This is a genomic window from Nocardia higoensis NBRC 100133, from assembly GCF_000308595.1.
In the GTDB taxonomy this organism is placed as follows: domain Bacteria; phylum Actinomycetota; class Actinomycetes; order Mycobacteriales; family Mycobacteriaceae; genus Nocardia; species Nocardia higoensis.
On the sequence record NZ_BAGA01000057.1, the window covers coordinates 21,922 to 46,597 of the forward strand.

The 24,676-nt window shown below is 70.2% G+C and carries 25 protein-coding genes, 1 tRNA gene and 1 pseudogene; 21 read left to right on the forward strand and 6 right to left on the reverse strand.

What is annotated here, in order from left to right:
- The first annotated feature begins 38 nt into the window (after positions 1-38).
- The 14 genes from pcaH to ON26_RS07095 all read left to right on the forward strand — a co-directional run bounded on the left by pcaH (position 39) and on the right by ON26_RS07095 (position 13,845).
- Positions 39-827, forward strand: coding sequence for a protocatechuate 3,4-dioxygenase subunit beta (pcaH, locus tag ON26_RS07045; RefSeq protein WP_040795184.1), 789 nt, complete (start codon positions 39-41; stop codon positions 825-827).
- The gene (gene pcaG, locus ON26_RS07050; protein ID WP_040795185.1) at positions 824-1,381 is read left to right on the forward strand and encodes a protocatechuate 3,4-dioxygenase subunit alpha; all 558 of its coding nucleotides are present in this window, start codon (positions 824-826) and stop codon (positions 1,379-1,381) included. The genes pcaH and pcaG overlap by 4 nt, the downstream gene beginning before the upstream one ends.
- Positions 1,381-2,688 (forward strand): lyase family protein, encoded by a 1,308-nt coding sequence (locus ON26_RS07055; protein WP_083883839.1) that lies wholly within the window; start codon positions 1,381-1,383, stop codon positions 2,686-2,688. The genes pcaG and ON26_RS07055 overlap by 1 nt, the downstream gene beginning before the upstream one ends.
- Entirely contained in the window at positions 2,685-4,034 is a 1,350-nt protein-coding gene (pcaDC, locus tag ON26_RS34445) for a bifunctional 3-oxoadipate enol-lactonase/4-carboxymuconolactone decarboxylase PcaDC (RefSeq protein ID WP_040795186.1), read from the forward strand. Before ON26_RS07055 ends, pcaDC begins: the two co-directional genes overlap by 4 nt.
- Positions 4,031-4,159: a hypothetical protein gene (locus ON26_RS34880; protein WP_281032369.1), complete on the forward strand. Its 129-nt coding sequence runs from the start codon at positions 4,031-4,033 to the stop codon at positions 4,157-4,159. The genes pcaDC and ON26_RS34880 overlap by 4 nt, the downstream gene beginning before the upstream one ends.
- A 179-nt stretch (positions 4,160-4,338) precedes the next feature.
- Positions 4,339-4,509, forward strand: a complete 171-nt coding sequence (locus ON26_RS33185) for a hypothetical protein (protein WP_157171808.1) — start codon at positions 4,339-4,341, stop codon at positions 4,507-4,509.
- Positions 4,506-4,604: a K(+)-transporting ATPase subunit F gene (kdpF, locus tag ON26_RS32110; RefSeq protein ID WP_083883841.1), complete on the forward strand. Its 99-nt coding sequence runs from the start codon at positions 4,506-4,508 to the stop codon at positions 4,602-4,604. Before ON26_RS33185 ends, kdpF begins: the two co-directional genes overlap by 4 nt.
- A gap of 7 nt (positions 4,605-4,611) precedes the next feature.
- The gene (gene kdpA, locus ON26_RS07065) at positions 4,612-6,312 is read left to right on the forward strand and encodes a potassium-transporting ATPase subunit KdpA (protein WP_040795187.1); all 1,701 of its coding nucleotides are present in this window, start codon (positions 4,612-4,614) and stop codon (positions 6,310-6,312) included.
- Entirely contained in the window at positions 6,309-8,429 is a 2,121-nt protein-coding gene (kdpB, locus tag ON26_RS07070) for a potassium-transporting ATPase subunit KdpB (RefSeq protein ID WP_040795188.1), read from the forward strand. Before kdpA ends, kdpB begins: the two co-directional genes overlap by 4 nt.
- 6 nt (positions 8,430-8,435) lie before the next feature.
- Positions 8,436-9,092: a potassium-transporting ATPase subunit C gene (locus ON26_RS07075; protein WP_040795189.1), complete on the forward strand. Its 657-nt coding sequence runs from the start codon at positions 8,436-8,438 to the stop codon at positions 9,090-9,092.
- A complete protein-coding gene (locus ON26_RS07080) occupies positions 9,085-11,631 on the forward strand; it encodes a sensor histidine kinase (protein WP_373280927.1) in 2,547 nt (848 codons plus the stop codon). Before ON26_RS07075 ends, ON26_RS07080 begins: the two co-directional genes overlap by 8 nt.
- Positions 11,628-12,308, forward strand: coding sequence for a response regulator (locus ON26_RS07085; protein ID WP_040795190.1), 681 nt, complete (start codon positions 11,628-11,630; stop codon positions 12,306-12,308). The genes ON26_RS07080 and ON26_RS07085 overlap by 4 nt, the downstream gene beginning before the upstream one ends.
- A gap of 83 nt (positions 12,309-12,391) precedes the next feature.
- Positions 12,392-12,703 (forward strand): pyrimidine/purine nucleoside phosphorylase, encoded by a 312-nt coding sequence (gene ppnP, locus ON26_RS07090; protein WP_040795191.1) that lies wholly within the window; start codon positions 12,392-12,394, stop codon positions 12,701-12,703.
- Between the two features lie 236 nt (positions 12,704-12,939).
- On the forward strand, positions 12,940-13,845 hold the full coding sequence (locus ON26_RS07095) for an alpha/beta fold hydrolase (protein WP_051026772.1): 906 nt from the start codon (positions 12,940-12,942) through the stop codon (positions 13,843-13,845).
- Positions 13,846-13,887: 42 nt separating this feature from the next.
- On the opposite strand, the gene ON26_RS07100 is transcribed toward ON26_RS07095, so the two are convergent.
- The 3 genes from ON26_RS07100 to ON26_RS33190 all read right to left on the reverse strand — a co-directional run bounded on the left by ON26_RS07100 (position 13,888) and on the right by ON26_RS33190 (position 16,614).
- Positions 13,888-15,285 (reverse strand): WS/DGAT/MGAT family O-acyltransferase, encoded by a 1,398-nt coding sequence (locus tag ON26_RS07100; protein WP_040795192.1) that lies wholly within the window; start codon positions 15,283-15,285, stop codon positions 13,888-13,890.
- Positions 15,286-15,309: 24 nt separating this feature from the next.
- Entirely contained in the window at positions 15,310-15,828 is a 519-nt protein-coding gene (locus ON26_RS07105) for a glycine-rich domain-containing protein (RefSeq protein WP_040795208.1), read from the reverse strand.
- Between the two features lie 489 nt (positions 15,829-16,317).
- Positions 16,318-16,614: a hypothetical protein gene (locus ON26_RS33190; protein WP_157171809.1), complete on the reverse strand. Its 297-nt coding sequence runs from the start codon at positions 16,612-16,614 to the stop codon at positions 16,318-16,320.
- A gap of 221 nt (positions 16,615-16,835) precedes the next feature.
- On the opposite strand from ON26_RS33190, the gene ON26_RS07110 reads away from it, so the two are divergent.
- A tRNA-Ile gene (locus ON26_RS07110) sits at positions 16,836-16,909 on the forward strand.
- An 11-nt stretch (positions 16,910-16,920) separates the two neighbouring features.
- Here the strand turns inward: ON26_RS07110 and ON26_RS07115 are convergent.
- Positions 16,921-17,262, reverse strand: a complete 342-nt coding sequence (locus ON26_RS07115) for a hypothetical protein (RefSeq protein ID WP_040795193.1) — start codon at positions 17,260-17,262, stop codon at positions 16,921-16,923.
- An 82-nt stretch (positions 17,263-17,344) separates the two neighbouring features.
- Complete coding sequence (locus ON26_RS07120; RefSeq protein WP_245545755.1) at positions 17,345-18,064, reverse strand: GntR family transcriptional regulator; 720 nt, start codon at positions 18,062-18,064, stop codon at positions 17,345-17,347.
- A 165-nt stretch (positions 18,065-18,229) separates the two neighbouring features.
- Here ON26_RS07120 and ON26_RS07125 point away from each other — a divergent pair, with 165 nt between their 5' ends.
- The 6 genes from ON26_RS07125 to ON26_RS07150 are packed head-to-tail and all read left to right on the forward strand — an operon-like array spanning position 18,230 to position 24,350.
- Entirely contained in the window at positions 18,230-19,222 is a 993-nt protein-coding gene (locus tag ON26_RS07125; protein ID WP_040795195.1) for a BMP family ABC transporter substrate-binding protein, read from the forward strand.
- Positions 19,223-19,253: 31 nt separating this feature from the next.
- On the forward strand, positions 19,254-20,804 hold the full coding sequence (locus tag ON26_RS07130; protein WP_040795209.1) for an ABC transporter ATP-binding protein: 1,551 nt from the start codon (positions 19,254-19,256) through the stop codon (positions 20,802-20,804).
- Positions 20,805-20,842: 38 nt separating this feature from the next.
- Entirely contained in the window at positions 20,843-21,946 is a 1,104-nt protein-coding gene (locus ON26_RS07135) for an ABC transporter permease (protein ID WP_040795210.1), read from the forward strand.
- Complete coding sequence (locus ON26_RS07140) at positions 21,943-22,869, forward strand: ABC transporter permease (RefSeq protein WP_040795196.1); 927 nt, start codon at positions 21,943-21,945, stop codon at positions 22,867-22,869. The genes ON26_RS07135 and ON26_RS07140 overlap by 4 nt, the downstream gene beginning before the upstream one ends.
- Positions 22,870-22,893: 24 nt before the next feature.
- Positions 22,894-23,877 carry an ornithine cyclodeaminase family protein gene (locus ON26_RS07145; protein WP_040795197.1) on the forward strand — a complete coding sequence of 328 codons (984 nt, stop codon included), beginning with the start codon at positions 22,894-22,896 and terminating at the stop codon, positions 23,875-23,877.
- Positions 23,874-24,350 (forward strand): nucleoside deaminase, encoded by a 477-nt coding sequence (locus tag ON26_RS07150; RefSeq protein WP_040795198.1) that lies wholly within the window; start codon positions 23,874-23,876, stop codon positions 24,348-24,350. Before ON26_RS07145 ends, ON26_RS07150 begins: the two co-directional genes overlap by 4 nt.
- A gap of 93 nt (positions 24,351-24,443) precedes the next feature.
- Here ON26_RS07150 and ON26_RS07155 read toward each other — a convergent pair.
- Positions 24,444-24,676, reverse strand: a pseudogene (locus ON26_RS07155) (hypothetical protein); the annotation flags it as partial.

The following is a 24,676-nucleotide window of genomic DNA, read 5'->3' on the forward strand; positions in this document are numbered from 1 at the left end:
CTGGCGGCGGGGCTACGGTGCGGACTGTGACCCAGAGCATGCGAACCCCCGCGGCCCCGCTGCCCGACCCGGATTCGGCGTCGGCGAGTCAGGCCGACATGAATGCGGAGATGGCCGTGATCAGCGCCGAATACGCTGCCGCGGGAACCGTCGAGAACCAGCCACGGCTGAACTACGCGCCCTACCGCAGCAGCCTGTTGCGGCACCCGACCAAGGACCCGCACCACGCCGACCCCGAGACGATCGAACTGTTCGCTCCGGTCTTCGGCCATCGCGACGTGGCCCGGCTGGAATCCGATCTCACCATCCAGGCCGCGGGCGAGCCCGTCGGCGAGCGGATCGTGGTGACCGGCCGGGTGCTCGACGGCGACGGCCGCCCGGTGCGCAACCAGCTGGTCGAGATCTGGCAAGCCAACGCCGCGGGCCGCTACATCCACAAACGCGATCAGCACCCGGCCCCGATCGACCCGAACTTCACCGGCGTCGGCCGCACCCTCACCGACCACGAGGGCCGCTACAGCTTCACCACCGTCAAGCCCGGCCCGTATCCGTGGAAGAACCACCACAACGCCTGGCGTCCCGCACACATCCACTTCTCGCTGTTCGGCACCGATTTCACCCAGCGCCTGGTCACTCAGATGTACTTCCCCGGCGACCCGCTGTTCGCGCTCGACCCGATCTACCAGTCCATCGTCGACCCCGCCGCCCGCGAACGCCTGGTCGCGACCTACGACCACGACGTGACCCGGCACGAATGGGCTACCGGCTACACCTGGGACATCGTGCTCACCGGCAGCCGCCGTACCCCGATGGAGGAGACCGCATGAGCATGCTCGCACCCACCCCCGGCCAGACCGTCGGCCCGTTCTTCGGCTACGCCCTGCCCTTCGACGGCGGCGGCGACCTGGTCCCCGCCGGTCATCCCCGCGCGATCCGCCTGCACGGCACGGTGTTCGACGGTGCGGGCGCGCCGGTGCCCGACGCCCTGATCGAACTGTGGCAGGCCGACGAGAACGGCACTGTGCCGCAGGTCGAGGGCTCGCGTGCCCGCGACGGCTGGACCTTCACCGGATTCGGCCGCGTTCCGGTCGACGACACCGGCCACTACTCCTTCACCACCGTGCGCCCCGGCGCGACCGAATCCGGCCGGGCGCCGTTCTTCGCGATCACCGTGTTCGCCCGCGGCCTGCTGCACCGGCTGTTCACCCGCGCCTACCTGCCGCTCGACGAGCAGGCCGCGGCCGCTGATCCGCTGCTGTCCACGCTGCCGCGGGACCGGCGCGCGACCCTGGTCACCCGGGCCGACGCGCACGGCTTCGTCTTCGACATCCACCTACAGGGCCCCGGCGAGACAGTCTTCCTCGACTACGGGGACCGCTGATGCCATCGCTGCTGTGGCCGGGCGACGACCGCGCGGGTGACCATCTGTCCGACGGTCGGCTCGTCCGCGACATGGTGCGCGTCGAATCCGCCTGGCTGGCAGCGCTCTGCGATGCCGGGATCGCCCCGCCTGCCGCCGCCGTCGAGCTCGGCCAGGTCGCCGGTGACATCGACACGGCCGAACTCGCCGTGGCGTCGGAGTCGGGCGGCAACCCGGTCATCCCGCTGGTGCGCCTGTTGCGCGAGCGGCTGTCCGCCGAGCACCCGGACGCCGCACGGTGGCTGCATCGGGGGCTCACCAGTCAGGACGTCCTCGACACCGCCCTCGCGCTCGGTCTGCGCGATACCGCCGACGCTGTGCTCGCGGGCTTGCACCGGCAGGTCGAAGCGCTCGTCCAGCTCGCCGAACGGCATCGCGCCGACCCGATGGCCGGGCGCACCCTCACCCAGCACGCCGTCCCGATCACCTTCGGCCTGAAAGCCGCCCAGTGGCTGCACGGTGTCCTCGAGGCCCGCGACGACCTGCTCCGCGCCCGCGACCTGCTGGCCGTCCAGATCGGTGGCGCCGCAGGCACTCTGGCCGCACCGGCCGAACTGCTGCGCCTGACCGGCGGCCACGGCGACGCCATCGCCCTGGCCCGTGTCACGGCCGCCCGGCTCGACCTCGCCTGGACACCCCCGTGGCACACCGCGCGCGCCCCCTTCACCCGCATCGCCGACGCCCTCACCACGGCCACCGACGCCTGGGGTCGCATCGCGGGCGACGTGCTGATCCTGGCCCGACCCGAGATCGCCGAACTCGCCGAACCGGCGGGCCCCGGCCGCGGCGGCTCCTCGACCATGCCCCAGAAGGCCAACCCGATCCTGTCGGTCCTCATCCGTCGCGCCGCGACGACCAGTCCCGGCCTGGCCGCTCAGCTCCATCTCGCCGCCGCCTGCGCCGCCGACGAACGCCCCGACGGCGCCTGGCACACCGAATGGCCCGCCCTGGCCCAGCTCGCCCGGCACGCGGTGACCGCCGCGGACCAGACCGCCGAACTGCTGGCCGGCCTGCACGTCGACACCGGCCGCATGGCCCGCCTGGTCCAGACCGCCGGATCCGCGCTGCTCGCCGAACAACGCAGCCTCACCGAACTCGTCGAGAGCTCCGGGGAGCCCGACTTCGACCCGGCCCACTACCTCGGCAGCGCCGACGTGCTGATCGACGAGATCCTCGGCCGGGCCCGTTCCGGTGAACTGCTCACCACCGGCAGATCCGGTGACCGCGCCCGCTCCGATGGCCGCACGCGCCTCGGAGGTGCGCGATGACGATCCCTGCCATCACCGGCGTGCAGCTCGGCGGGTCCGCCGAGCTGCCGTTACTGGTCTGCGGACCCTCGCTCGGCACCTCCGCCGTGGCCCTGTGGTCGGCCGCCGCCGAACTGCTCGGCGAGCACTTCCACGTGATCGGCTGGGATCTGCCCGGCCACGGCCACAACACCGCCGAGATCACCGGCGGGTTCACCATGGCCGAACTCGCCGAGGGAGTGCGCGTGTTCGTCGACGGCGTGCTCGCCGAACGCGGAACGCCCGGCGGCAGTTTCGTCTACGCGGGTGATTCCGTCGGCGGATGTGTCGGCCAGCAACTCCTGCTCGACCACCCCGCGCGGATCACCGCGGCCGTCCTGGCCTGCACGGCCGCCCGCATCGGTGACGAGGCGATGTGGCGCGAGCGCGCCGAACTCGTCCGCGGCGCGGGCACGCCGGTCATGGTGGAGGGTTCCGCCAAGCGCTGGTTCGCGCCCGGCTTCGTCGACGCGCATCCGGAAAGGGCTGTCGCACTGCTGCATTCACTGCAGCACACGGATCGTCACGGGTACGCCGCAGTGTGCCAGGCGCTGGCGACCTTCGACGTGCGCGCCGAGCTGCAGCGGATCGACACGCCGGTAGTCGCCTTGGCAGGCGCCTACGACCAGGCCACTCCGGTCGCCGCGATGGCCGAACTCGCGCACGGGGTCGGCGACGGCCGGCTGATCGTGCTCGACCGGGTCGCCCACCTGGCCCCGGCCGAGGCGCCTGCCGACACGGCTCGAATCATCCTGCGGGCAGCCGGTATCGAATCCGCGCGCGTCGGCCCGGAGGCGGATGCCGCGTCGGCTTCGGGCGGCTCCTCGCTCGCAGGCGCTGCTCGCGCCGCGGACGGGGCCGCCGGCCTCGGAGATCCCGGGACGCTCGCCGCGGGCGCGACCGCCGTCGTGGAGTCGGCGAAAGAGGGGGATTCCCGCACGATCGCCGAGCGGCGGGCAGCCGGAATGGCCGTGCGCCGGGCCGTTCTCGGCGACGAGCACGTCGACCGCGCGACGGCCGCCATCACCGACCTGACCCGCGAATTCCAGGAATTCATCACCGATTACGCCTGGGGCGGCATCTGGACCAGGCCCGGCCTGGACCGCCGCAGCCGCTCGGTCGCCGTGCTCACCGCGCTGATCGCCCGCGGGCACCACGAGGAACTGGCGATGCACCTGCGCGCGGCCCGCACCAACGGACTCACCGACGACGAGATCAAGGAAGTGATCCTGCAGTCGGCGATCTATTGCGGTGTGCCCGACGCGAACACCGCCTTCCGCATCGCGCGGCAGACGCTGACCGACCCCGACGCAAGGAACCCCCGATGACCCCGCGGGCGTACGTCTCCGACGCGGTACGCACGCCGTTCGGTCGTTTCGGCCCCCGCGCCGTCGGCGTTGCCGAGCACGACGTCGTCGACGGCGGCCGGATCGGACCGGTCTCGAAGGACTGATGCCTGCGCGGCCCGCTCCCCGGGAGGGGCCGAGCCTGCCCGGCGCGGCATCAAGAACTCGTAAGGACCATCCGCGTCGGCATCAAGATTCCGCATGAAACCGCGGCGGCCGCCGGGGCCGGGCGCATCGTGTGAACGAGGCGCCGACCGGCGTCTGTGTTTCGACGCTAGGAATTGAGATGGCCGATGCCGCTTACGTGGTGTTGATCTTCGCGACCTTCCTCGCCTGTGCGCTGGTGCTGCGCGGTCTCAACGGCCGCGCGACGGACAGCCGGGCGGTGGAGGACGGGGTTCTCGACGGGCAGGGGCCGTACGGGCGCGCCCACGGTGACGAGGAGCCCGGCCGATGACGATCGCCGGAGTCACGAGTGTGGCATTGGTGCTGATCGCGGGCGCTCTGGTGGTGTACCTGCTGGTGGCCCTGCTCGACCCGGAGAGGTTCTGAGGCCCCGATGTCTCCCGCTCTCGCCGCGGGACTGCAGATCGCCTTCGTCGTGGCAGTCCTCGCGATCCTCTATGTGCCGCTCGGCGACTATATGGCCAGGGTGTACACCACCGACGGTGACCTCAGATCCGGGGACCTGCGGATCGAGACGCTGATCTACCGGCTGGCCCGCATCGATCCACGGTCCGAGCAGACCTGGTACGGCTACGCGGGCGCGGTGCTCGGCTTCTCGCTGGCGAGTGTGCTGTTCCTCTATCTCCTGCAACGGATTCAAGGGGTACTGCCGTTCGGCCACGGGCTCGGCGGGGTGAGCCCGGCGATGGCGTTCGACACCGCCGCGTCGTTCGTCACCAACACCAACTGGCAGTCCTATGTCCCCGAGACCACGATGAGTCACCTCACCCAGTCCGCCGGGCTGGCCGTGCAGAACTTCGTCTCGGCGGCGGTCGGCATGGCCGTGGCTGTCGCGCTGATCCGCGGGCTCGTCCGGGTCGGGCGCGGCGGTGAGCTCGGCAACTTCTGGGTCGACCTCACCCGGGGGACGTTGCGCATCCTGCTTCCGCTGGCCTTCGTCATCGCGCTGATCCTGTTGAGCCAGGGCGTCATCCAGTCCTACCGCAGTGGTTTCACCGCCACCGGCCCGGACGGCGCGCCGCTGACCATCGCGCTCGCCCCGGTCGCCTCGCAGGAGGCGATCAAGGAACTGGGCACCAACGGCGGCGGCATCCTCGCCGCCAACTCGGCGCATCCTTTCGAGAACCCGACTCCCGTGAGCAATATCGTCGAAATCCTGGCGATCCTGCTCATTCCCGTCGCCCTCACCCGGACCTTCGGCACCCTGATCGGCAACCGCCGCCAGGGCCTGACGATTCTCGCCGTGATGACCATGCTGTTCGGCGGTCTGCTCGCGGTCACCCTGGCCGCCGAATCCGGCGCACGCGGCGTCGCCGCCAACGCGGCGGGAGCCATGATGGAAGGCAAGGAGGTCCGCTTCGGCATCCCGGGCTCCGCCCTGTTCGCCGTGGCGACCACCGGAACCAGTACCGGTGCGGTGAATTCCGCGCACGACAGCATGTCGCCCCTGGGTGGCGGCGCGGTGCTGCTGAACATGCTGTTCGGGGAGATCGCGCCCGGCGGCGTCGGCACCGGGCTGTACGGCATGCTCGTGTTCGCGGTGATCGCGGTGTTCGTCGGCGGCCTGCTGGTCGGGCGTACCCCGGAGTTCCTGGGCAAGAAGCTGCGCAGGCGCGAGATCACCCTGGCCGCGCTGTCGGTGCTGGTGATGCCGGCGCTGGTGCTGGTCGGCACGGCGATCACGGTGATCATGCCCGCGACCTCCGCGGCGCTCGGCAATTCCGGCGACCAGGGAACACCGGGGGCGATCCACGGGTTCACCGAGGTCCTGTACGCCTTCGCCTCGGCGTCGAACAACAACGGCAGCGCCTTCGGCGGCCTGACGGTCACCAGCGACTGGTTCCAGTCCGCACTGGGCGTGAGCATGCTGCTCGGCCGGTTCCTGCCGATCCTGTTCGTGCTCGCGCTGGCCGGTTCGCTGGCCTCGCAGCAACGCACACCGGCGAGCGCGGGCACCCTGCCCACCGCGGGGCCGGCCTTCACCGGACTGCTCACCGGTACCACCGTGCTGGTCGCGGCACTCACCTTCTTCCCCGTCCTAGCCCTGGGGCCGATCGCGGAGGCACTGCAATGATCCCTCTGTCCAAGGAGAAACCCGTCTCGGAGCAGACCACGGCTCCCGAGCGGAAATCCATCCGGGCGCGACCGGTACCCGCGGGCCGCGCGATGCTCGAGCCGCGACAGCTGGCCGGCGCGCTACCGGGTGTCGTCGCCAAACTGGATCCGCGCCGGATGGCCCGCAATCCGGTGATGTTCGTCGTGCTCGCCGGCTCGGTGATCACCACTGTTGCCGCGATCGTCGAACCCAGTGTGTTCGCGTGGTCCATCGCCGCCTGGCTGTGGTTCACCGTCCTGTTCGCCAACCTCGCCGAGTCGGTGGCCGAGGGGCGCGGCAAGGCGCAGGCCGCAACACTGCGCAGGACAAAACGCGAGATGACCGCGCGCAGGCTCGTCGGCGACGGCGAGGAACGGGTGTCCGCCACCGAGCTGTGCCTCGGGGACCGGGTCGTGGTCGAGGCGGGTGAGCCCGTTCCCGGCGACGGCGACGTGATCGAGGGCATCGCCACGGTCGACGAATCCGCGATCACCGGCGAGTCCGCGCCGGTGATCCGCGAATCAGGGGGTGACCGCTGCGCGGTGACCGGCGGCACGACCGTGCTGTCGGACCGCATCGTCGTCCGGATCACCGCGCAGCCGGGACAGACCTTCGTCGATCGCATGATCGCGCTCGTCGAGGGCGCGTCCAGGCAGAAGACACCCAACGAGATCGCGCTGAACATCCTGCTGGCCGCGCTGACCATCGTGTTCGTGCTCGCCGTCGTCGCGCTCGGCCCGATGACCGCCTATGCCGGGGCCCAGCAGGGGCCGATCGAACTGATCGCCCTGCTGGTGTGCCTGATCCCGACCACGATCGGCGCGTTGCTCTCGGCCATCGGCATCGCGGGCATGGACCGGCTGGTGCAGCGCAATGTGCTGGCCAAGTCCGGTCGCGCGGTCGAGGCCGCGGGTGATATCGACACGCTGCTGCTGGACAAGACCGGCACGATCACCTTCGGCAACCGGCGCGCCACCGCCCTGCATCCGGCGCCCGGCGTCGAGGAGTCCGAGCTGGCCGCCGCTGCCCGGCTGTCCAGCCTGGCCGACGACACCCCCGAAGGCCGCAGCATCGTCGAACTGTGCGCCGATCGCTACGGGCTCGATCCGACGGCCGACGCCGCCGAGAACCGCGCCGAGTTCGTCGCGTTCAGTGCGAACACCCGGATGAGCGGTCTGGACCTCGACGCCGCCGGCGCGCCGGTCCTGGTCCGCAAGGGCGCCGCCGACGCGGTGATCCGCTGGGTGCGCGAACGTGGCGGCCCGGTGCCCGAGACGATCACCGAAGCCGTCGAGGCGATCGCCCGGGCCGGAGCCACGCCGCTGGTGGTCGCGCGCGCCGACCAGGCGGGCACCGGCGTACTCGGCGTGGTGGAACTGTCGGATGTGGTGAAACCCGGTATGGCCGAGCGCTTCGCGCGGTTGCGCGCCATGGGCATCCGCACCGTCATGGTCACCGGCGACAATCCGCTCACGGCGAAATCCATTGCCACACAAGCGGGTGTCGACGACTTTCTCGCCGAAGCCGCCCCGGAGGACAAGCTCGCGCTCATCCGCGCCGAGCAGCAGTCCGGTCGCCTGGTCGCGATGACCGGTGACGGCACCAACGATGCCCCCGCGCTGGCCCAGGCCGACGTGGGCGTGGCGATGAACACCGGTACCTCGGCCGCCAAAGAGGCGGGCAACATGGTCGATCTGGACTCCGATCCGACCAAGCTGATCGAGATCGTGGAGATCGGCAAGCAGTTGCTGATCACCCGGGGCGCGCTGACCACGTTCTCGCTGGCCAACGATCTCGCCAAGTACTTCGCGATCCTGCCCGCGCTGTTCAGCGGTGTCTATCCGCAGCTGTCGGCGCTGAACGTCCTGGGCCTGGCCACGCCGCAATCGGCGATCCTGTCGTCGGTGATCTTCAACGCGCTGGTGATCGTGGCCTTGATCCCGCTGGCGCTCAGAGGGGTCCGTTACCGGCCGTCCGGCGCCTCGGCGCTGCTCGGCCGCAATCTGATGATCTACGGCGTCGGCGGGGTGATCACACCGTTCCTCGGGATCTGGCTGATCGACCTCGTGGTGCGCCTCGTTCCGGGAATCGGGTGATCGGCCATGCGGTTCGGCACGGTATCGAGGGATCTGGCCAGGCAGACCCGGGCGGGTCTGGTGGTGCTGTTGCTGTTCACCGTCGTGGTGGGCGGGGTGTATCCGGCGGCGGTGTGGACGATCTCGCGCCTCGGCGCCGATTCCGCCGAGGGGTCGGCGCTGACCGACACCGCGGGCTGTGTGATCGGCAGCGAGCTGATCGGGGTGGATCCGGCGGCGCCGGCCAAGGGGCCCGACCCGTACTTCCACCCGCGTTCGGTCGGCTCGGTCGCCGCCGGCGATGCCTTCGCCACCGGTGACCCGGCGGCGGCGCTGCCCTCGAACCAGGGGCCGAGCAGCGAGCTGCTGGCAAGCTGGATCGAGCAGCGGCGCGCGGCGATCGCGGCACGCGAGGGCGTCGGTCCGGACCAGGTGCCGGTCGACGCGGTCACCGGGTCGGGCTCCGGTGTCGATCCGGACATCTCACCGGCCTACGCGGCCCTGCAGGTGCCGCGGGTCGCCCGGGCCAACGGGTTGAGCGAGGACCGGGTGCGCGAGCTGGTCGCCGAACACACCGAGGGCCGCCAGTGGGGCTTCCTCGGGGCCGAGCGGGTCACGGTGCCCACGCTCAACGCTGCGCTGGGACGGACAGCTCCTGACTGCGGTAGCCGTTCGGGTGGATGATGTCGGGGTGAGCACTGCCGACCGGGAGGTGTCCGCACCGCGGCGCGGGCAGCTGAGGATCTATCTCGGCGCCGCGCCCGGTGCCGGCAAGACCTACGCGATGCTGGGTGAAGCGCATCGGCGGCGCAGCCGGGGCGGCGATGTGGTGGTCGCCATCGTGGACACCCACGGCAGGGCGCGCACCGCCGAACAGCTCGAAGGTCTCGAGATCGTCCCACCGCGCCGGATCACCTACCGCGGGGTGACGTTCGACGAACTCGACCTCGACGCGGTGCTGGCCCGCAAGCCCGCCGTCGCGCTGGTCGACGAACTCGCCCACAGCAACATCCCCGGCAGCAGGTACGCCAAACGCTGGCAGGACGTCGAGGAACTGCTGGCGGCGGGCATCGACGTGTTGTCCACGGTCAATATCCAGCACCTCGAATCGCTCGTCGACGTCGTGGAGCAGATCACCGGCGTGGTGCAGCGCGAGAAGATCCCCGATGAGGTCGTGCGCCGCGCCGACCAGATCGAACTCGTCGACATCACCCCGCAGGCGCTGCGCCGCCGCCTCGCCCACGGCAATGTCTACGCGCCGGAGAAAGTGGATGCCGCGCTGCGCAACTACTTTCGCGAGGGCAACCTCACCGCCCTGCGCGAGATCGCCCTGCTGTGGCTCGCCGACCAGGTCGACCTGGCATTGGCGAAGTACCGCGGTGAACACGCCATCACCGCCACCTGGGAAGCCCGCGAACGTGTCGTCGTGGCGGTGACGGGTGGCCCGGAATCGGAGACGCTGGTGCGCCGCGCCAGCCGGATCGCGGCCAAGGCCAGCGCCGAACTGCTGGTGGTGCACGTCGTGCGCGGCGACGGCCTGGCCGGGGTATCGGCGCCGGAGATGGGCAAGGTGCGCGAGCTCGCCATCAGCCTCGGCGCGGGCCTGCACACCGTGGTCGGCGACGACGTGCCCGCCACGCTGCTCGATTTCGCGCGGCAGGTGAACGCCACCCAGCTGGTGCTCGGCACCTCGCGGCGCTCACGCTGGGCCCGCATGATCGACGAGGGCATCGGCGCGGCCGTCGTGCGCCGGTCGGGGCGGATCGACGTGCACATGGTCACCCACGAGCACCGCATGCGCGGACCGCGTCCGGCGCTGTTCGGCCGCCGGGACCACCGGCTGACCGCCTGGGTCGCGGCGTTCGTCATCCCCTGTGCGGTCACGCTGTTGATGGCCGCGGTGGTGCACTTCACCGAGATGGTCGGGATGACCGCGCTGTTCTTCATCGCGGTGCTGGCCGTGGCGATGTTCGGCGGCGTCGGCCCGGCGATGGTGGCGGCGCTGTTGTCGGGTCTGCTGCTCAACTTCTTCTTCACCGAGCCGCGCTACAGCCTCACGATCGCCGAGCCGGCCAATTTCGTCACGACCGTGGTCCTGCTGGTGGTGTCGGTCGCCGTTGCCGCACTGGTCGACACCTCCGCCGCCCGTGCGCGCGAGGCCAGGATCGCCGCCAGGGAGGCCGACCTGCTCACCGTGTTCGCCGAAGCCGTGCTGCGTGGCGCCGATGTGCCCGCCCTGCTGGAGAAGGTGCGCGAAACCTATGCCCAGCGCGGGGTGGCGCTGGTGCGCACCGGTGAGAACGGCCCGGAGGTGCTCGGCACGGCGGGCGCCTCGCCCCCGGCGACCGTCGAAACCGCCGATACCGTCGGTGAACTCGACGACAGCTCGTACGCGCTGCTGCTGTCGGGTCCGCGCTTGCGCCCCCGCGACCGGCGCATCCTGCTCGCCGTCGCCGGTCAGGCCGCCGGCCTGATGCGCGAACGCGAACTCGCCGCCGAAGCCGCCCGCGCGCGTGAGCTCGTCGAGACGGACCGCCTGCGCAGGCTGCTGCTCTCCGCGGTCGGCCACGATCTGCGCACCCCGCTGGCCGCGGTCAAGGTGGCGGTCTCCAGCCTGCGCAGCACCGACGTCGATTTCTCCCCGGAGGACACCGCCGAACTGCTGGCGACCATCGAGGAATCCACCGACCAGCTCTCCCGGTTGGTGGCGAATCTGCTCGACTCGTCCCGGCTGGCCGCCGGGGTGGTCACCGCTCACCCGCGGCCGGTCTACGTCGACGAAGTCGTCCATTCGGCGCTGCTGACCCTCACCGGCGCCCGGCCCGAGCCGTCGGTGATCGCCCGATTCGCGATCGATGTCGACGACGACACCCTGGTCAGTGCCGACGGCGCGCTGCTGGAACGGGTACTGGCCAACCTGTTCCACAACGCCCTGCGCTACGCGCCGAGTGGTCCGATCCGGGTGTGCGCCGACACCTCCGGTCAGCGCACCGTCATCACCGTCGCCGATCACGGGCCCGGTCTCGGTGACGCCGTCGCCGACACGGTCTTCGCGGCCTTCCCCCGCACCGGCGACCAGCGCACCGGGGGAGCGGGGCTCGGCCTGACCGTCGCCCGCGGGTTCGTCGAAGCGATGGGCGGTGCCCTGACCGCTGTCGAAACTCCCGGCGGCGGAACCACTATGGTGATCGACCTGCCCGCCCCGAGGGCAGTGCGGCCATGACGCGCATTCTCGTCGTCGACGACGAACCGCAGATGCTGCGGGCGCTGCGCATCAACCTCACCGCCCGCGGTTACGAGGTCGTCACCGCTGCCGACGGTCGTGGCGCACTGCGCGCCGCCGCGCAGCAGCACCCGGATGTCATCGTGCTCGATCTCGGATTGCCCGATATCGACGGCATCGAGGTGCTGGCCGGTCTGCACGGCTGGTGCGCGGCGCCGGTGATCGTGTTGTCCGCCCGCACCGACGCCGCGGACAAGGTCGCGGCGCTGGACACCGGCGCCGACGACTACGTCACCAAGCCGTTCGGGATGGAAGAGTTCCTGGCCCGCATCCGAGCCGCCGTCCGGCGCGCCACCGCCACACCCGAGCTCTCCGAGCCCCGGGTGGTGACCGACGCGTTCGTCGTCGACCTGATGGCCAAGAAGGTCACCCGCGACGGTGTGGACGTGCACCTGACCCCGACCGAATGGGGGATGCTGGCGATGCTGGTCCGCAACCGGGGCAGGCTCGTCACCCAGCGCGACCTGCTCATCGAGGTGTGGGGGCCCGCCTACGTCGACCAGACCCACTACCTGCGGGTCTACCTGACCCAGCTGCGCCACAAACTCGAACCCGAACCCTCCCGCCCGCGCTACCTCATCACCGAATCAGGACGCGGCTACCGTTTCGAGCCGTGACGGCCGCCGACCTGTGACCCCGGTCGCAGCACGGCCTCCAGTACGCTGCGAATCCCCCGGACCGGTGAGCAGAAAGAAGGCGCATGTCGAAGTTCGAGAACGTCACCGTCGCGAAGAAGGCCAATGTGTACTTCGACGGCAAGTGCGTGAGTTACAGCCTCGAGCTGCCCGACGGCACGTCGAAGTCCGTCGGCGTCATCCAGCCCGCGAGCCTGACCTTCGGCACCGCCGCGCCCGAGACCATGGAACTGATCGAGGGCAGCTGCCGCGTCACGCTCGACGGTGAGACCGAGGCCGTCACCTACTCCGGCGGCCAGTCGTTCAGCGTGCCGGGTGACAGCTCCTTCGAGATCGAGGTGCTCGAAACCTTGCACTACGTCTGCCATTACGGCTGATACCCGCACGCAGGAGAAGCCCGCACGATGCGGCCCGGACTCGTCGGAGTCCGGGCCGCTCTCGTGTCCGGGCGCGCGCCGCCGAAGCCCGGGAGCGGCGTGTTCCCGCCTACAGCAGTCCGGGCCGGCCCGGCCGACGGCGACGCCGCCGTTCACACCGGGGGTGAGGCGCTACGCTGGCTGGTGGAACGTGTTCTATTTCCGGTGCCGGATCGTGCGGCGGAAGGTGGACGACGATGGCCGGACCCGATGTGCGCGCGCGGCGAATCCACCGGCTGGTGCGGCGGGTGGGCGTGCCCGACATCGCGGGCGTGCCCGGCGGCCGTGAGCTGGACCTGCCGGGGCGCGGCAGTACCTACATCGTCGACATCCCCGGCCCCAGGGGCGCGCCGCCGATGATCCTGCTGCACGGCACCGCCAGCACCGCACTGCTCAACTGGTTCCCGGTCCTGGAAGGGCTGTCGGAGAAATTCCGGCTGATCCTGTTCGACCAGCGCTGGCACGGTCGTGGCATCCGCTCCGGCGCCTTCCGGATCGCCGACTGCACCGACGACGTGATCGCCGTCGCCGACGCGCTGGACCTCCCGAACCCGATCTGTGCCGGCTACTCGCTGGGTGGCGCGGTCGCCCTGAACGCCGCACACCTGTACCCCGACCGCGTCGCCGGACTCGTCCTGTGCGCGACGCCCTACAAGTTCCGGGAGACCCGGCGCGAGAAGGTGTTCCATCAGGTGTTCGGTCTCGCCGCCGACCTGGTCGCGCCGTTCTCGCTGCGCCGAGCGGAGAAACTCGCCCGGCGACTGCCCGAAGCGGCCGGCGACCCGTGGGTGCCGGGCGATTTCGAGCGCTGGGCGATGGCCGAATTCCGCAGCACGAGCCCCTGGGCGCTGACCCAGGTGATCGCCGAGATCGGCCGCTTCGACGCGAGCGCGTGGCTGCACACCCTCGACACCCCGACCGCCGTCGTCATCACGACCCGCGACCGTGCCGTCCCGGTGTACCGGCAGGTCGAGATGGCGACCATGATCCCCGGCGCCACCATCCACCTCGCCCGCACCGGTCACACCGGTTGCGTCTTCGGCGCCGACCGATTCGTGCCCGCGGTGCTCGTGGCCGCCGATGCGGTCGCGGCGCGGCTGTGAGCAGGTCTTTCCCGGCGTCCGGCCCTGCCCGCGCGACAAGGCTCAATCGTGCTGGGCGGCGGCCACTCGCAACCGCTGCACCGCCTCCGCAATCGCGTCGGCCAGCTCCTGCACGTCCGGCACCAGCTCGCGGCAGGCGATCAGCCCGAAGTCGAGCCGACCGTTGGTCGACAGTGCCGTGATGGTCAGCCCCGCGCCGTGGAAGACCGGCCCGAACGGGAACATGCTGACCATCTTCACCCCGAGGAAGTACAGCGGCATCGGCGGTCCGGGCACGTTCGAGACGACCAGGTTGTGCACCACCGGATGGCGTTCGGCCAGTTTGAATGACGAATAGAGCCGCATCGCGAGCCGGAAGGTGTTCGGCGGCACGTACTGCGTCCAGTCCTGCAGGAAATCGGAGCCGACGTGCTCGTGCTCGTCCTTGGCGTCCTTGTTCGCCTCCGCGACCGTGGCCAGCCGCTCGACCGGATCGGCGATATCGGTGCCGAGCGCGCAGAACAGCGAGGAGACCTTGTTCGTGCCCTTCGTGTGCCTGGTCGATTCGTGCACCGAGACCGGGACCGAGGCGAGCAGCGAGCGGTCCGGCAGCGCATCGCGGGCGATCAGATAATCGCGCAGCGCGTCGCCGACCACGGCGAGCACCACATCGTTGACCTTCACCCCGAACGCGTCCTTGATCTCGCGGACGGTGTCGAGATCGACCTCGGTGAACGCCACCGCCCGGTGCGGCGTGATCGTCCTGTTGAACGGCGTGCGCGGCGCGGTCAACGGCAGCGCCATGCCCGATTCGTCGTTGCGCCGCCGCCGCGCGAACCCGGCGAGCATCCCGACCGTCTTCGGCACCATGCCCAGCACGCCCGCTCGCGCCGGAAACCGGATCGCGGCCTCGGCCATCAATCGCAGATCGCCCGGCTCGGCATCGGCGCGTGGCGGCTCGGCGGGCGGGGCCTCCGTCACGCCCGGCTCCAGATCGCACAGGTGCATCATCATGTCGGCGCCGGTGATCCCGTCGACGGCCGCGTGGTGGTATTTGGCGATCACCGCGACTTTGTCGCCGTCGACCCCCTCCACCACCCGCATCTGCCACAGCGGCTTGTCGCGGTCCATCGGGGTGCCCGCGATGTCGCCGACCAGGTCGGCCAGCTCCTTGCGGCCGCCCGGTCGCGGCAGCCCGTAGCGGCGGATGTGATAGTCGAGATCGAAATCCGCGTCCTCCACCCACAGCGGATGGTCCAGATTCAGCGGCACGGTCCGCAGCCGCCTGCGCATCTGCGGCACGTGGGCGATGCGCCGCCCCAACTCCGCCTTGAAGGACTCGAAGGAGTAGTCGCACCCCTCGGCCGTCGGGTCGAGGATGATCAGCGCGCATACGTGCAGATGCTGCGTCCTCGTCTCGAGATACAGGAAGCTGGCATCCAATCCGGTCAGGCGTTCCATAGCGACATGCTACTAGAACCTGTTCTAGTCGCCGCTCGGCGCCACCTTGTGCAGTTCCGCCTCGATCGCCGCGACCCGCTCCGCCGGAATGCCCCAGGGGTGCTCCACGTCGACCGCGCGATCCAGATCCCACAACACGCATCGCTCGCCGGGCTGTGCGACCATCGACCAGGCCACCACCGTGCGCCCCAACTGCTCGGCCATCGAGCCGTGCGAGACGCCGGGGGGTGCCCCGCCGCCGTCCGGATAGTGATGCAGAAACCGTCCATAGGCCTTGTCGCAGAAATCCGCATACCGCTCGGTGCACAAGATCAATCCGTGCCACGCCTCGTCGACCGCGTGCGAGGGCATCCCGATCACCTGGCCGTCGCGCATCGCCGCGCCGCAGCAGCGCAACCACTGCCGAAGCCCGGACTCCACCAGTTCCCGCGGCTGCCACGGGCAGGTTTTGAACACCGCCTCGGGCAGTTCGAGCGCGGCCACCACTTGCTCCACATCGCGCAGGTCGATCGGAGCGGCCTGCCGGGCCCGGAAGGGAAAAATCCGCACGATTCACTGTACGGCGCTGCGCCGCTACGATTCACCGATGACAGTGGCCGTGATCGTGTTGGTCGTCGTTCTCGTTCTGCTCATCGGCGGGGGAATAGTCGCGTTCGTCGTCGGAATGATCAATTCTTTCAACGGGCAACTCCCGCCACCTCCTTACGGAAGCGGCGGCGGCGGATACGACCCCGCGCTGTGGTCGGCCGCCGATATCGGTGGGGGAGACGGCCACCATCACAACCACGACTTCGGCGACGGGAGTGGTGGCAGCGGCTCCGACTTCGGCGACAGTGGATGTTCGGGTGCGACCGGATGTTCCGGTGGATCGAGCGGCTGCGGCGGGGGTAGCAGTTGTGGCGGAGGAAGCAGTTGCGGTGGCGGCGGAGGTTGCGGCGGAGGCTCGTGACCAGCCGCGACGACCGCATTCGTGGCCGCCATAGCTGAAATCGACCAACCGTGCGCCGCAATGGTTTTGGAGCTGTTCAAGTTTCAATCACCTGTAAACTGTGACTTGGCCCGCTCTATGACGCTCCCGAACGTGAGTGAGGTTATGGTCTCTGCGTGGAAACGCTGATCGTTGTCGCCGTAGTCGCCCTCGTCCTCATGCTCGTGTTCGCCGTAGTCCAATTCGCCAGCAGACCCCCGCGCGACGAAAGTCGCTACACCGCCGCCGCTTCCCGCGCCGGCACGACCGTCGGCAATCGCGCCGATTGATCCGACCGCTCGACAAGCCTGAATATGCGCGAGCCGGTTCGCCGAACTGCGCTCTTCGAGCGTGATCCGCATCGGAAAACCCTCCGCGCAACGATTCCCGGCGACCATTCGCCGCACAGGCTCCCGGCGTCCATCCGCCACCGCCCCTCTGTAACGAGCGCGTACGTCAATGCCGCCGTACGCCATTTCCCGCGCCCCGCGTCGCCTGCCCGTCCCGGTCTCGACGGTGGTCGAGTGGTGCCCGCCCCGCCGCAGCCGGTAACATCCAGACGCCGCGGTCCCGCCGCGGAAGCGGGGCGGTAGCTCAGTCGGTTAGAGCCGTGGACTCATAATCCATTGGTCGCGGGTTCGAGCCCCGCCCGCCCCACAAATAGCCTTTCACCTGCGTTTATGCCCGAGCGCTTCCGTGCGTGTCTGCCGATCCTCCGACCCGGAAGCCGATGAGGTCCTTGTCGGCCGCTTCGATTCACGAACCCAATCGGCGATCGGTTGGCCGAACCAATCGCGGTCGTCGGGCTCTTCGCCGAGGCCGGTCTCCCACTCGTCCGCCATCTCGGCACAGTCCTCCTTGCTCACGTGGCCCCAGCCGCCGCCCTCGGCGAGGTGGAGGCAGGCCGCCAGTGCCCGAGTGTCGGGAAAGGGGTCCTGATGCGCCATGTCGGTGGCCAGTTCTTCGACCAGGAACCCCCAGGGGCCCTGATTCGGCTCGACCTGATCCACCGCCCCGTGCCCGTCCTGGTCGAAGGTCCCCTCGAAGGTCCACGAGAGCCGGCCGGGCGGGCCGACGATCAGGCGGCGGGCCTTACGCTCCGCCGCGGCGGCGGCTCTTGGTGAGGTGGATCGGGTCGATGTCGGTATTCGACCATTGCGCGGCCATCTGCACGCTGGCCTCGCGCCCGGAATGCACGTGGTGGAAGGCGGATTCGGCCGCGCGGTCGGGATCGTGGGCGGCGATGGCGGCCAGGAGTTCTTCGTGTTCGCGGCATTGCACGGCGGCGTCGCGGTCTTTGGTGAGGTGGAACAGCCACTGGGTGCGCGCTTCCAGGGGCTGGAGGAGCGACTCGAGCAGGGGGTTGGCGGCGAGTTCGACGATCATGGCGTGGAATCCGGCGTTCGCGGCGGCGATGGCGGCCTCGTCGCGGCGTTCGGTGGCGCGGCGGGCGGTGTCGAGTTGGGCGGTCAGGGCGGCCAGGCCCTCGTCGTCGGCGCGTTCGGCGGCCAGGCGCGCGGCGAGTACTTCGAGGTTCTCGCGGACGTCGAAGAGGTCGCGGACGTCGTCGGCGGTGAAGGGGGAGACGATGGCGCCTTGGCGCGGCACCACCACGACCAGACCGTCGCGCTGCAGCCGCTGCATCGCCTCGCGCAGCGGGATGCGTGAGACCGCCAGGTCTTCGGCCAAGTCGCGCTCGATCAGGCGGGTGCCGGGTGCGAGCTGCAGATTGACTATGCGCGAGCGCAATTCGTCGTAGGCGACATCGCGTAAGGACTTCCGATCCGCCCCGGCCATCACGGGTGTCACCATCGACCTCTTCCTCTCGGCGCTGTCTCACCAGCATAGACACCCCGGATATAGCGGTATACCGGTAATCGGATCATTACCGGCGGGCAACGGGATGGAAATAGAGCGGGCCGACCCTTCTCATAACGGTATACCGCTAATCGGTAGCCCTGATTCGGGAGAAGTCCTATGAAGGTCACCACCGCCACCAAGGTTCTGTCCGCCGCAGCCGCCGGTCTGCTGGCGCTGGGGCTGAGTGCCTGCACGGCGTCGGATTCGGGTTCGGCCGACGGAGCCCTGTCGGTCGGCGTCTTCCTGCCGGGATCGATCAACGACACCGGATTCATGCAGTCGGGATACGCCGGTGTGGAGCGCATCCGGGCCGCGTACGGCGACCGGGTCGACATCAGCTACGTCGAGCAGGTCGCCGCGGCCGACTACCAGCAGGCGCTGCAGCGCTTCGCCGCACAGAACGATCTGGTGATCTCGGTCGGCGGCCAGACCGACGCCGATGTCCGCGCGATCGCCCCGCAGTTCCCCGATGTCGAGTTCGTCGAGATCGGCGGACCCGCCGATGCCGAGCCGCTGCCGAACCTCGCCTACTACGACCCGCAGCAGGCCGAGGCCGAATTCCTGTCCGGCGCCGCGGCCGCGATGTCGTCGAAGAGCGGGACCGTCGGATTCGTCGGCGGAGTGGAGCTGCCTGCGATCGTGAACGCCGCCAAGGCCTTCGGCAACGGCGCCCGGTTCGTTCGGCCCGACGCCAAGGTGCTCGCGCCGCAGTACGTCGGTGACTTCAACGACCCGGCCAAGGCCAAGCAGGCCGCGGGCGCCGCATACGCGGGCGGCGCCGATGTGCTGGGGCAGATCGTCAACCTCGGCAAGCAGGGCATGGAGCAGGCCGCCCAGGAATCGGGCAAACGACTCAACGGCGGGCCCATCCCGGGCGACTGCGCCAACACCGTCTACGCCGGCTTCGTGCGCACCGACATCGGCACCGAGATCGAGTACGCCGTGTCCGCGGTGCTGGACGGCACGTGGACGGCCGCGCAGGTGCCCTTCGGCGTGACCACCGACAAGGGCGGCAGCGACTTCATCGTGTGCTCGACCGATCCGGCCGTCACCGCCGCGCTGGCGAACGCGGAGGCGGCCATCGTCTCCGGCGCGGTCGAACCCTACTGACGCACCGGGGCCGAGACGAGAGGCGATGACGATGACCATCACCGAAGACACCGCGATCTCCGCCGCCACCACCACCGCACTGCTGTCGATGAACGGGGTCGGGAAGTCGTTCGGCACGGTGCGCGCCCTGGACGCGGTGACGCTGACCGTGAAACCGGGCTCGGTGCACTGCATCCTGGGGGAGAACGGCGCGGGGAAGTCGACGCTGTGCAACAGCGTCTACGGCACCGTCTCGCCCGACACCGGCAGCATGACCCTGGCGGGCGCCGACTATCGGCCACGCAATCCCGCCGACGCGCTGCGGGCCGGGGTCGCGATGGTGCACCAGCACTTCTCGCTGATCCCCACGATGACCGTCGCCGACAATCTGCTGCTCGGACGCGACGGTTTCCGTCCGCCGCGCGGCCGGCTGTCGGCCGACCTGGACCGCATCGCCGACAGCTACGGCCTGCGCGTCGACCGGAAAGCCGTCGTCGGCGAGCTGACCGTCGGCGCGCGCCAGCGAGTCGAGATCGTCAAGGCCCTGCTGCGCGATCCCCGGCTGATCCTGCTCGACGAACCGACCGCGGTGCTCGATCCCACCGAGATCGACGCGCTCATCGCCACTTGCGCCGCCCTGGCCGCCGACGGCCGGTCGGTCGTGCTCATCACCCACAAACTCGGTGAGGTGTCCCGCGCCGCCGACGAGGCCACCGTCCTGCGCGGGGGCACCGTCGTCGGCGGGGGACGGCTCGCGGATGTACCGCTGTCCTCGCTGCTGGAACTCATGCTCGGCGACAACCGGCCGATCGCCCGAACCGCCACCCCGCGCAGGCGCACGAGCACCGGCACCGCGGCGGTCCTGCGGGTGAGCGGCCTCGATGTCACCCGCCCGGACGGCAGTACCGCACTGTCGGAGGTGGAACTGAGCATCGGGCGCGGCGAGATCGTCGGAATCGCGGGCGTCGAGGGCAACGGGCAGTCGGAACTGACCGCCGTGCTGTCCGGCGCGCTGGCCGCCGACCGCGGCACGGTGACACTCGACGGCGCCGATCTCACCGGAGCCTCGCCCGCGCAACGGACCGCCGCGGGCCTGGCGGTGATCCCCGAGGACCGCCACGCCGAAGGGATGGTCGGTGAGCTGTCGATCGCCGAGAACCTCGCGCTGCCCCGGCTGTCGCACTACCGCCGGTGGGGCCTGCTCGATCGAGCCCGGATGCGCGCCGACGCCGCCGCCGTGATCGCCGACTACTCGATCCGCGCGCCCGGCCCGGACGCCCCGATCGGTTCGCTCTCCGGTGGCAACCAGCAGAAAGTCGTGCTCGCCCGCGAACTGTCCACCGTCGGGCTCCGTGCCGTGGTCGCCGCGCAACCCACCCGCGGCCTGGACGCCGGTGCGGTCGCGTTCGTCCTGGACCGGCTGCGCGCCGCGGCCGACGACGGCGCCGCGGTCCTGATCACCTCCAGCGAGATCGACGAACTGCTCGCCGTGTGCGACCGGATCGTCGTGGCCTACCGCGGCGCGCTACTCGGGTCGGTGAGCACCGATTCGCCCACCGCCGCGACCGATATCGGCGTCCTCATGACCGGAGTACCAGCATGACCGACTCCCTCGCACCCCGGCTGCGCATCGCCGCGTCGATGCCGAACCTGCACGCCCGCCACCCCCTGGTGATCGCCTCGGCCGCCCTGGCCGTCTCGGCCGTCGTCGGCCTGGCCCTGGCAGCCACGGCCGGAGCCGACCCGGCATCGGTCGTCGACGCGCTCGTCGAAGGAACCCTGGGATCGCCGTTCGCGATCGGCACCTCCCTGAACAATGCCGCACTGCTGATGCTGGTGGCAGCGGGATTCACCGTCGCCTACCGGGCCGGACCGGTCAATGTCGGCGGCGAAGGCCAGATATGTCTGGGCGGAATCGCCGCCACCGCTGTCGGTGTGTCGGTTCCCGATTCCGTGCCACTGCCCGTCGGTCTCACGGTGACCCTGCTCGCCGCCGTCCTCGCCGGTGCGGGGTGGGCCGCGATCGCCGCCTGGCTGCGGATCCGCCGCGGCACCAGCGAGATCATCACCACCCTGTTGCTGAACTTCGTCGGCCTGGCGTTGGTGGTGCTGATGGTCCAGGAACCGTCGCTGTTGCGTCAGCCGATGACCTCCTCGGAGACGCTGCCGCAATCGCAACCGCTGTCCGCCTCCGCGCACCTGCCGCTGCTCGGCCTCCACAAGAATCCGGCCACGATCGCGATCGTGATCGCCGTGATCGCGGTGATCACGGTGGGAATCATGTTGCGCCACACGGCCACCGGCCTGCGGCTGCGCAGCGTCGGGCTGTCCGGCACTGCCTCGGCTCGCCTGGGCATCCCGGTCGATCGCACGGCGTTCCTCGGACTCACCGCGGCGGGAGGGTTCTCCGGGCTGTCCGGCGGACTGCTGGTCGCCTCGGCGCCGTTCATCCTCGCCGACGGATTCTCCTCCGGATTCGGCTTCAGCGGACTGGTCGTCGGGCTGCTGGCCCGCGGATCGATGACCGCCGTCATCGCGGTCTCCCTGCTGTTCGGCTTCCTGGTCTCCGGTGGCATCAACCTCCAGCTCGCCGCCGGCGTGCCCGCCGCCACGATCACCGTGGTCCAGAGCGTGCTGATCATCCTCATCGCAGGCGCCGCGTGGTGGACGAGCACGGCCGAACCTCGACGCGGAGCCGGCCGTGCGGCTCGCACCGGAACCCCCGCCCAGGAGGTCCTCGCATGAGCACCGACATGATCACCGAAGTAGTCACCAGCGGAGTGGCATTCGCCATCCCCCTGCTGCTGGCCGCCACCGGCGAATCGGTCTCCGAGCGCGCCGGGGTGCTCAACCTGAGCATGGAGGGGATGATGCTCACCGGCGCGTTCGCGGCCGTGCTCTCTTCGGTGAGCACCGGATCGGCCGTACTGGGCGCCGTCGCGGGAATCGTCGCGGGACTGATCTTCGGAGTTGTCCAAGCGCTGCTGAGCGTGCGCTTGCGCGCCGACCAGATCGTCGTCGGCGTGGCGGCCAACGCACTCGCGCTGGGGCTCACCACCTTCGGGGCGCGGGTGCTGCTCGACGGCGGCAAGGGCCAGAACGTGCCCGCCTTCGCCGATATCGAGATCCCGGTCCTGAGCGATCTGCCGATCATCGGGCCCGCACTGTTCGGCCAAACCGTGCTCGGCTACTTCTGCCTGGCGGTCATCGCCGCCCTGGCGGTGATCTTCGCCAAGCGCACGATGATCGGCATCCGGTTCGACGCCGTCGGCGAGGACGCCGTCTCGGCGGGCTGGACCGGACTGGCCGTCAACCGCACCCGCGTCGTCGGCGTGCTCATCGCCTCCGGCGCCGGTGGTCTGGCGGGCGCCCAGCTCGCGCTCTCCGAGGTCCGGTCGTTCAGCGAGAACATGACCGCGGGCATGGGCTATCTCGCCGTGGTCGCGGTCATCGCGGGCCGCTGGCGCGTCACCGGAATCCTCTGGGCCGCGGTGTTCTTCGGCATCGCCAGGGCCATGCAGTTCGCACTACCCGCGGTCGGGGTGAACATCCCCTACGCCGTGCTCGTGATGCTGCCCTACCTCATCGCGATCGTCGCCATCAGCGGCTTCGTCGGCGGACGCAAGGCCCCCTCGTGCCTGACCGTCCCCTACGTCGGCCGCGTCTGACCACTTATCCGAGAGGCAACGCAGATGACCCTCGTGCTCACCCATTCCGACATCGCCGCACTGATCGACCGGCCCACCGTCTACGAGGCCGTCGAACGCGCGCACGCCGACCTGTCCACCGGCATCGCCCGCAATCCCGCGCCACCGGTCCTCCCGCTCGACAACGGGGGAGCGGTGCTGCCGATGGTCGCCGCCTCGACACGGCAGCGAGCCAGCTCGGTGAAAATGCTGTCCGACATGCCGTGCAACCGAGCCGCGGACCTGCCCACCCAACGCTCGACCATCGTGTTGATGTCGGCGCTGACCGGCGAATGCGAAGCCGTCCTCGACGGCAGGCTCATCACCGCCATCCGCACCGCCGCCGCCAGTGCCGTCGCCACCGCCCACCTCGCCCGGACCTCGAGCACCTCCCTCGGCCTGATCGGCGCGGGCACGCTCGCGGTCGAGCACACCCGCGCGATCGCCCGTATCCGGCCGATCGACAAAGTGCTCGTCTGGTCGCGCAGCGAGGCGACCGTCGAGGAGTTCCGCCGCCGCGTCCGGGACCTCGACCTGTGCGTCGAGCCGGCCGAATCACCTCGCCACGTGCTCGGGGCCGCCGATATCGTCTGCACGCTGACACCGTCGAAGGACCCGATCGTCCAGGGCGCGTGGTTCCGTCCCGGCCTGCACCTCAATGCCGTCGGCGCCCCGCCGCGCGCCGACCACCGCGAGATCGACGGCCCGGGAATGGGCTCGGCCCGGCTCGTCGTCGACAGCCGCCCCACCGCGCTGACGAAGTCCGGTGACGTCCTGCTCGCCATCGGCGAAGGGCATTTGACCGAGGAAGCGATCACCGTCGAACTCGGCGACGTCATCCTCGATCCCGGACTCGGCCGTGAGCACGACGAGGACATCACCCTGTTCAACTCCGTGGGCATCGGCCTGCAGGATCTCGCCACCGCCCGCACCCTCGTCGACGCGGCACTCGCCGCCGACCTCGGAACCCGAGTAGAGATGAGCGCATGACCGTCCCCACAGCCGAATTCGGCTTCCTCACCCGCAGCATCGCACTAGCCGTGGAAGCCGCGGCGGCGGGCAACCGCCCGTTCGGCGCGGTCATGGTCGCGGCCGACGGCACCGTGCTCGCCGAAGGCCGCAACGAAGTGGCCTCCGCGGGCGACATCACCGCGCACGCCGAACTCGCCGCCATCCGCCGCGCCACCGCCGACGGCCACGCCGACCGGTTCGCGGGCTCCACGATGTATGCCAGCGGCGAGCCGTGTCCCATGTGCGCGGCGGCGTGCGTGTGGGCGGGTGTCACCCGGATCGTGTTCGCGGCATCGACCGAGGCGTTCTCCGCCATCCTCACCGACGGCCCCCACTTCACCCTCGGCTGCGCGGATCTCGTCGCCGCCACCGATGCCGAAATCGACGTCACCGGACCCGTCCACGAGCAGGAAGCGCTCGCGGCCATGCGCAGCTCGATCACCTCCGGGTAGCCCGAGACAGTCGGACTCTCCGGGGTGATGGTCCTAATACTGTTCCCGCGCTGGAGAATCGGTGGAGGAGCACCCGCGAAGTTACCGCTCCGCTCACTTCGGTCCGGTCGTCGGGCGATGACGAACCCGTCGAGATCCCAGCCAGGTCGGGAGCCGCTGGCAACCGATGGTGAGGCGGCGTTGGACGAACCGGGGTAGTTCGGCCTCGTCCACCAGCGCCACGGCGGCGTCCTCCATGGAGATGCGGCTGCGGCCGGTTGCGTCGATCACCTGCTGGTCGGTGCCGATACGGAAGCGGTCGGTGCGTCGCCCGGCGAGTACGCGCA

Coding starts and splice junctions, on each gene's coding strand:
- ON26_RS33190 (WP_157171809.1), bottom strand. CDS start 16,614: ATGCGGATCACGCTCGAAGAGCGCAGTTCGGCGAACCGGCTCGCGCAT.
- ON26_RS07140 (WP_040795196.1), top strand. CDS start 21,943: ATGAGCACCGACATGATCACCGAAGTAGTCACCAGCGGAGTGGCATTC.
- kdpB (WP_040795188.1), top strand. CDS start 6,309: ATGATCCCTCTGTCCAAGGAGAAACCCGTCTCGGAGCAGACCACGGCT.
- ON26_RS33185 (WP_157171808.1), top strand. CDS start 4,339: ATGGCCGATGCCGCTTACGTGGTGTTGATCTTCGCGACCTTCCTCGCC.
- pcaG (WP_040795185.1), top strand. CDS start 824: ATGAGCATGCTCGCACCCACCCCCGGCCAGACCGTCGGCCCGTTCTTC.
- kdpA (WP_040795187.1), top strand. CDS start 4,612: ATGTCTCCCGCTCTCGCCGCGGGACTGCAGATCGCCTTCGTCGTGGCA.
- pcaDC (WP_040795186.1), top strand. CDS start 2,685: ATGACGATCCCTGCCATCACCGGCGTGCAGCTCGGCGGGTCCGCCGAG.
- ON26_RS07075 (WP_040795189.1), top strand. CDS start 8,436: ATGCGGTTCGGCACGGTATCGAGGGATCTGGCCAGGCAGACCCGGGCG.
- ON26_RS07085 (WP_040795190.1), top strand. CDS start 11,628: ATGACGCGCATTCTCGTCGTCGACGACGAACCGCAGATGCTGCGGGCG.
- ON26_RS07120 (WP_245545755.1), bottom strand. CDS start 18,064: ATGGTGACACCCGTGATGGCCGGGGCGGATCGGAAGTCCTTACGCGAT.
- ON26_RS34880 (WP_281032369.1), top strand. CDS start 4,031: ATGACCCCGCGGGCGTACGTCTCCGACGCGGTACGCACGCCGTTCGGT.
- ON26_RS07145 (WP_040795197.1), top strand. CDS start 22,894: ATGACCCTCGTGCTCACCCATTCCGACATCGCCGCACTGATCGACCGG.
- kdpF (WP_083883841.1), top strand. CDS start 4,506: ATGACGATCGCCGGAGTCACGAGTGTGGCATTGGTGCTGATCGCGGGC.
- ppnP (WP_040795191.1), top strand. CDS start 12,392: ATGTCGAAGTTCGAGAACGTCACCGTCGCGAAGAAGGCCAATGTGTAC.
- ON26_RS07095 (WP_051026772.1), top strand. CDS start 12,940: ATGGCCGGACCCGATGTGCGCGCGCGGCGAATCCACCGGCTGGTGCGG.
- pcaH (WP_040795184.1), top strand. CDS start 39: ATGCGAACCCCCGCGGCCCCGCTGCCCGACCCGGATTCGGCGTCGGCG.
- ON26_RS07100 (WP_040795192.1), bottom strand. CDS start 15,285: ATGGAACGCCTGACCGGATTGGATGCCAGCTTCCTGTATCTCGAGACG.
- ON26_RS07055 (WP_083883839.1), top strand. CDS start 1,381: ATGCCATCGCTGCTGTGGCCGGGCGACGACCGCGCGGGTGACCATCTG.
- ON26_RS07125 (WP_040795195.1), top strand. CDS start 18,230: ATGAAGGTCACCACCGCCACCAAGGTTCTGTCCGCCGCAGCCGCCGGT.
- ON26_RS07135 (WP_040795210.1), top strand. CDS start 20,843: ATGCCGAACCTGCACGCCCGCCACCCCCTGGTGATCGCCTCGGCCGCC.
- ON26_RS07130 (WP_040795209.1), top strand. CDS start 19,254: ATGACCATCACCGAAGACACCGCGATCTCCGCCGCCACCACCACCGCA.
- ON26_RS07150 (WP_040795198.1), top strand. CDS start 23,874: ATGACCGTCCCCACAGCCGAATTCGGCTTCCTCACCCGCAGCATCGCA.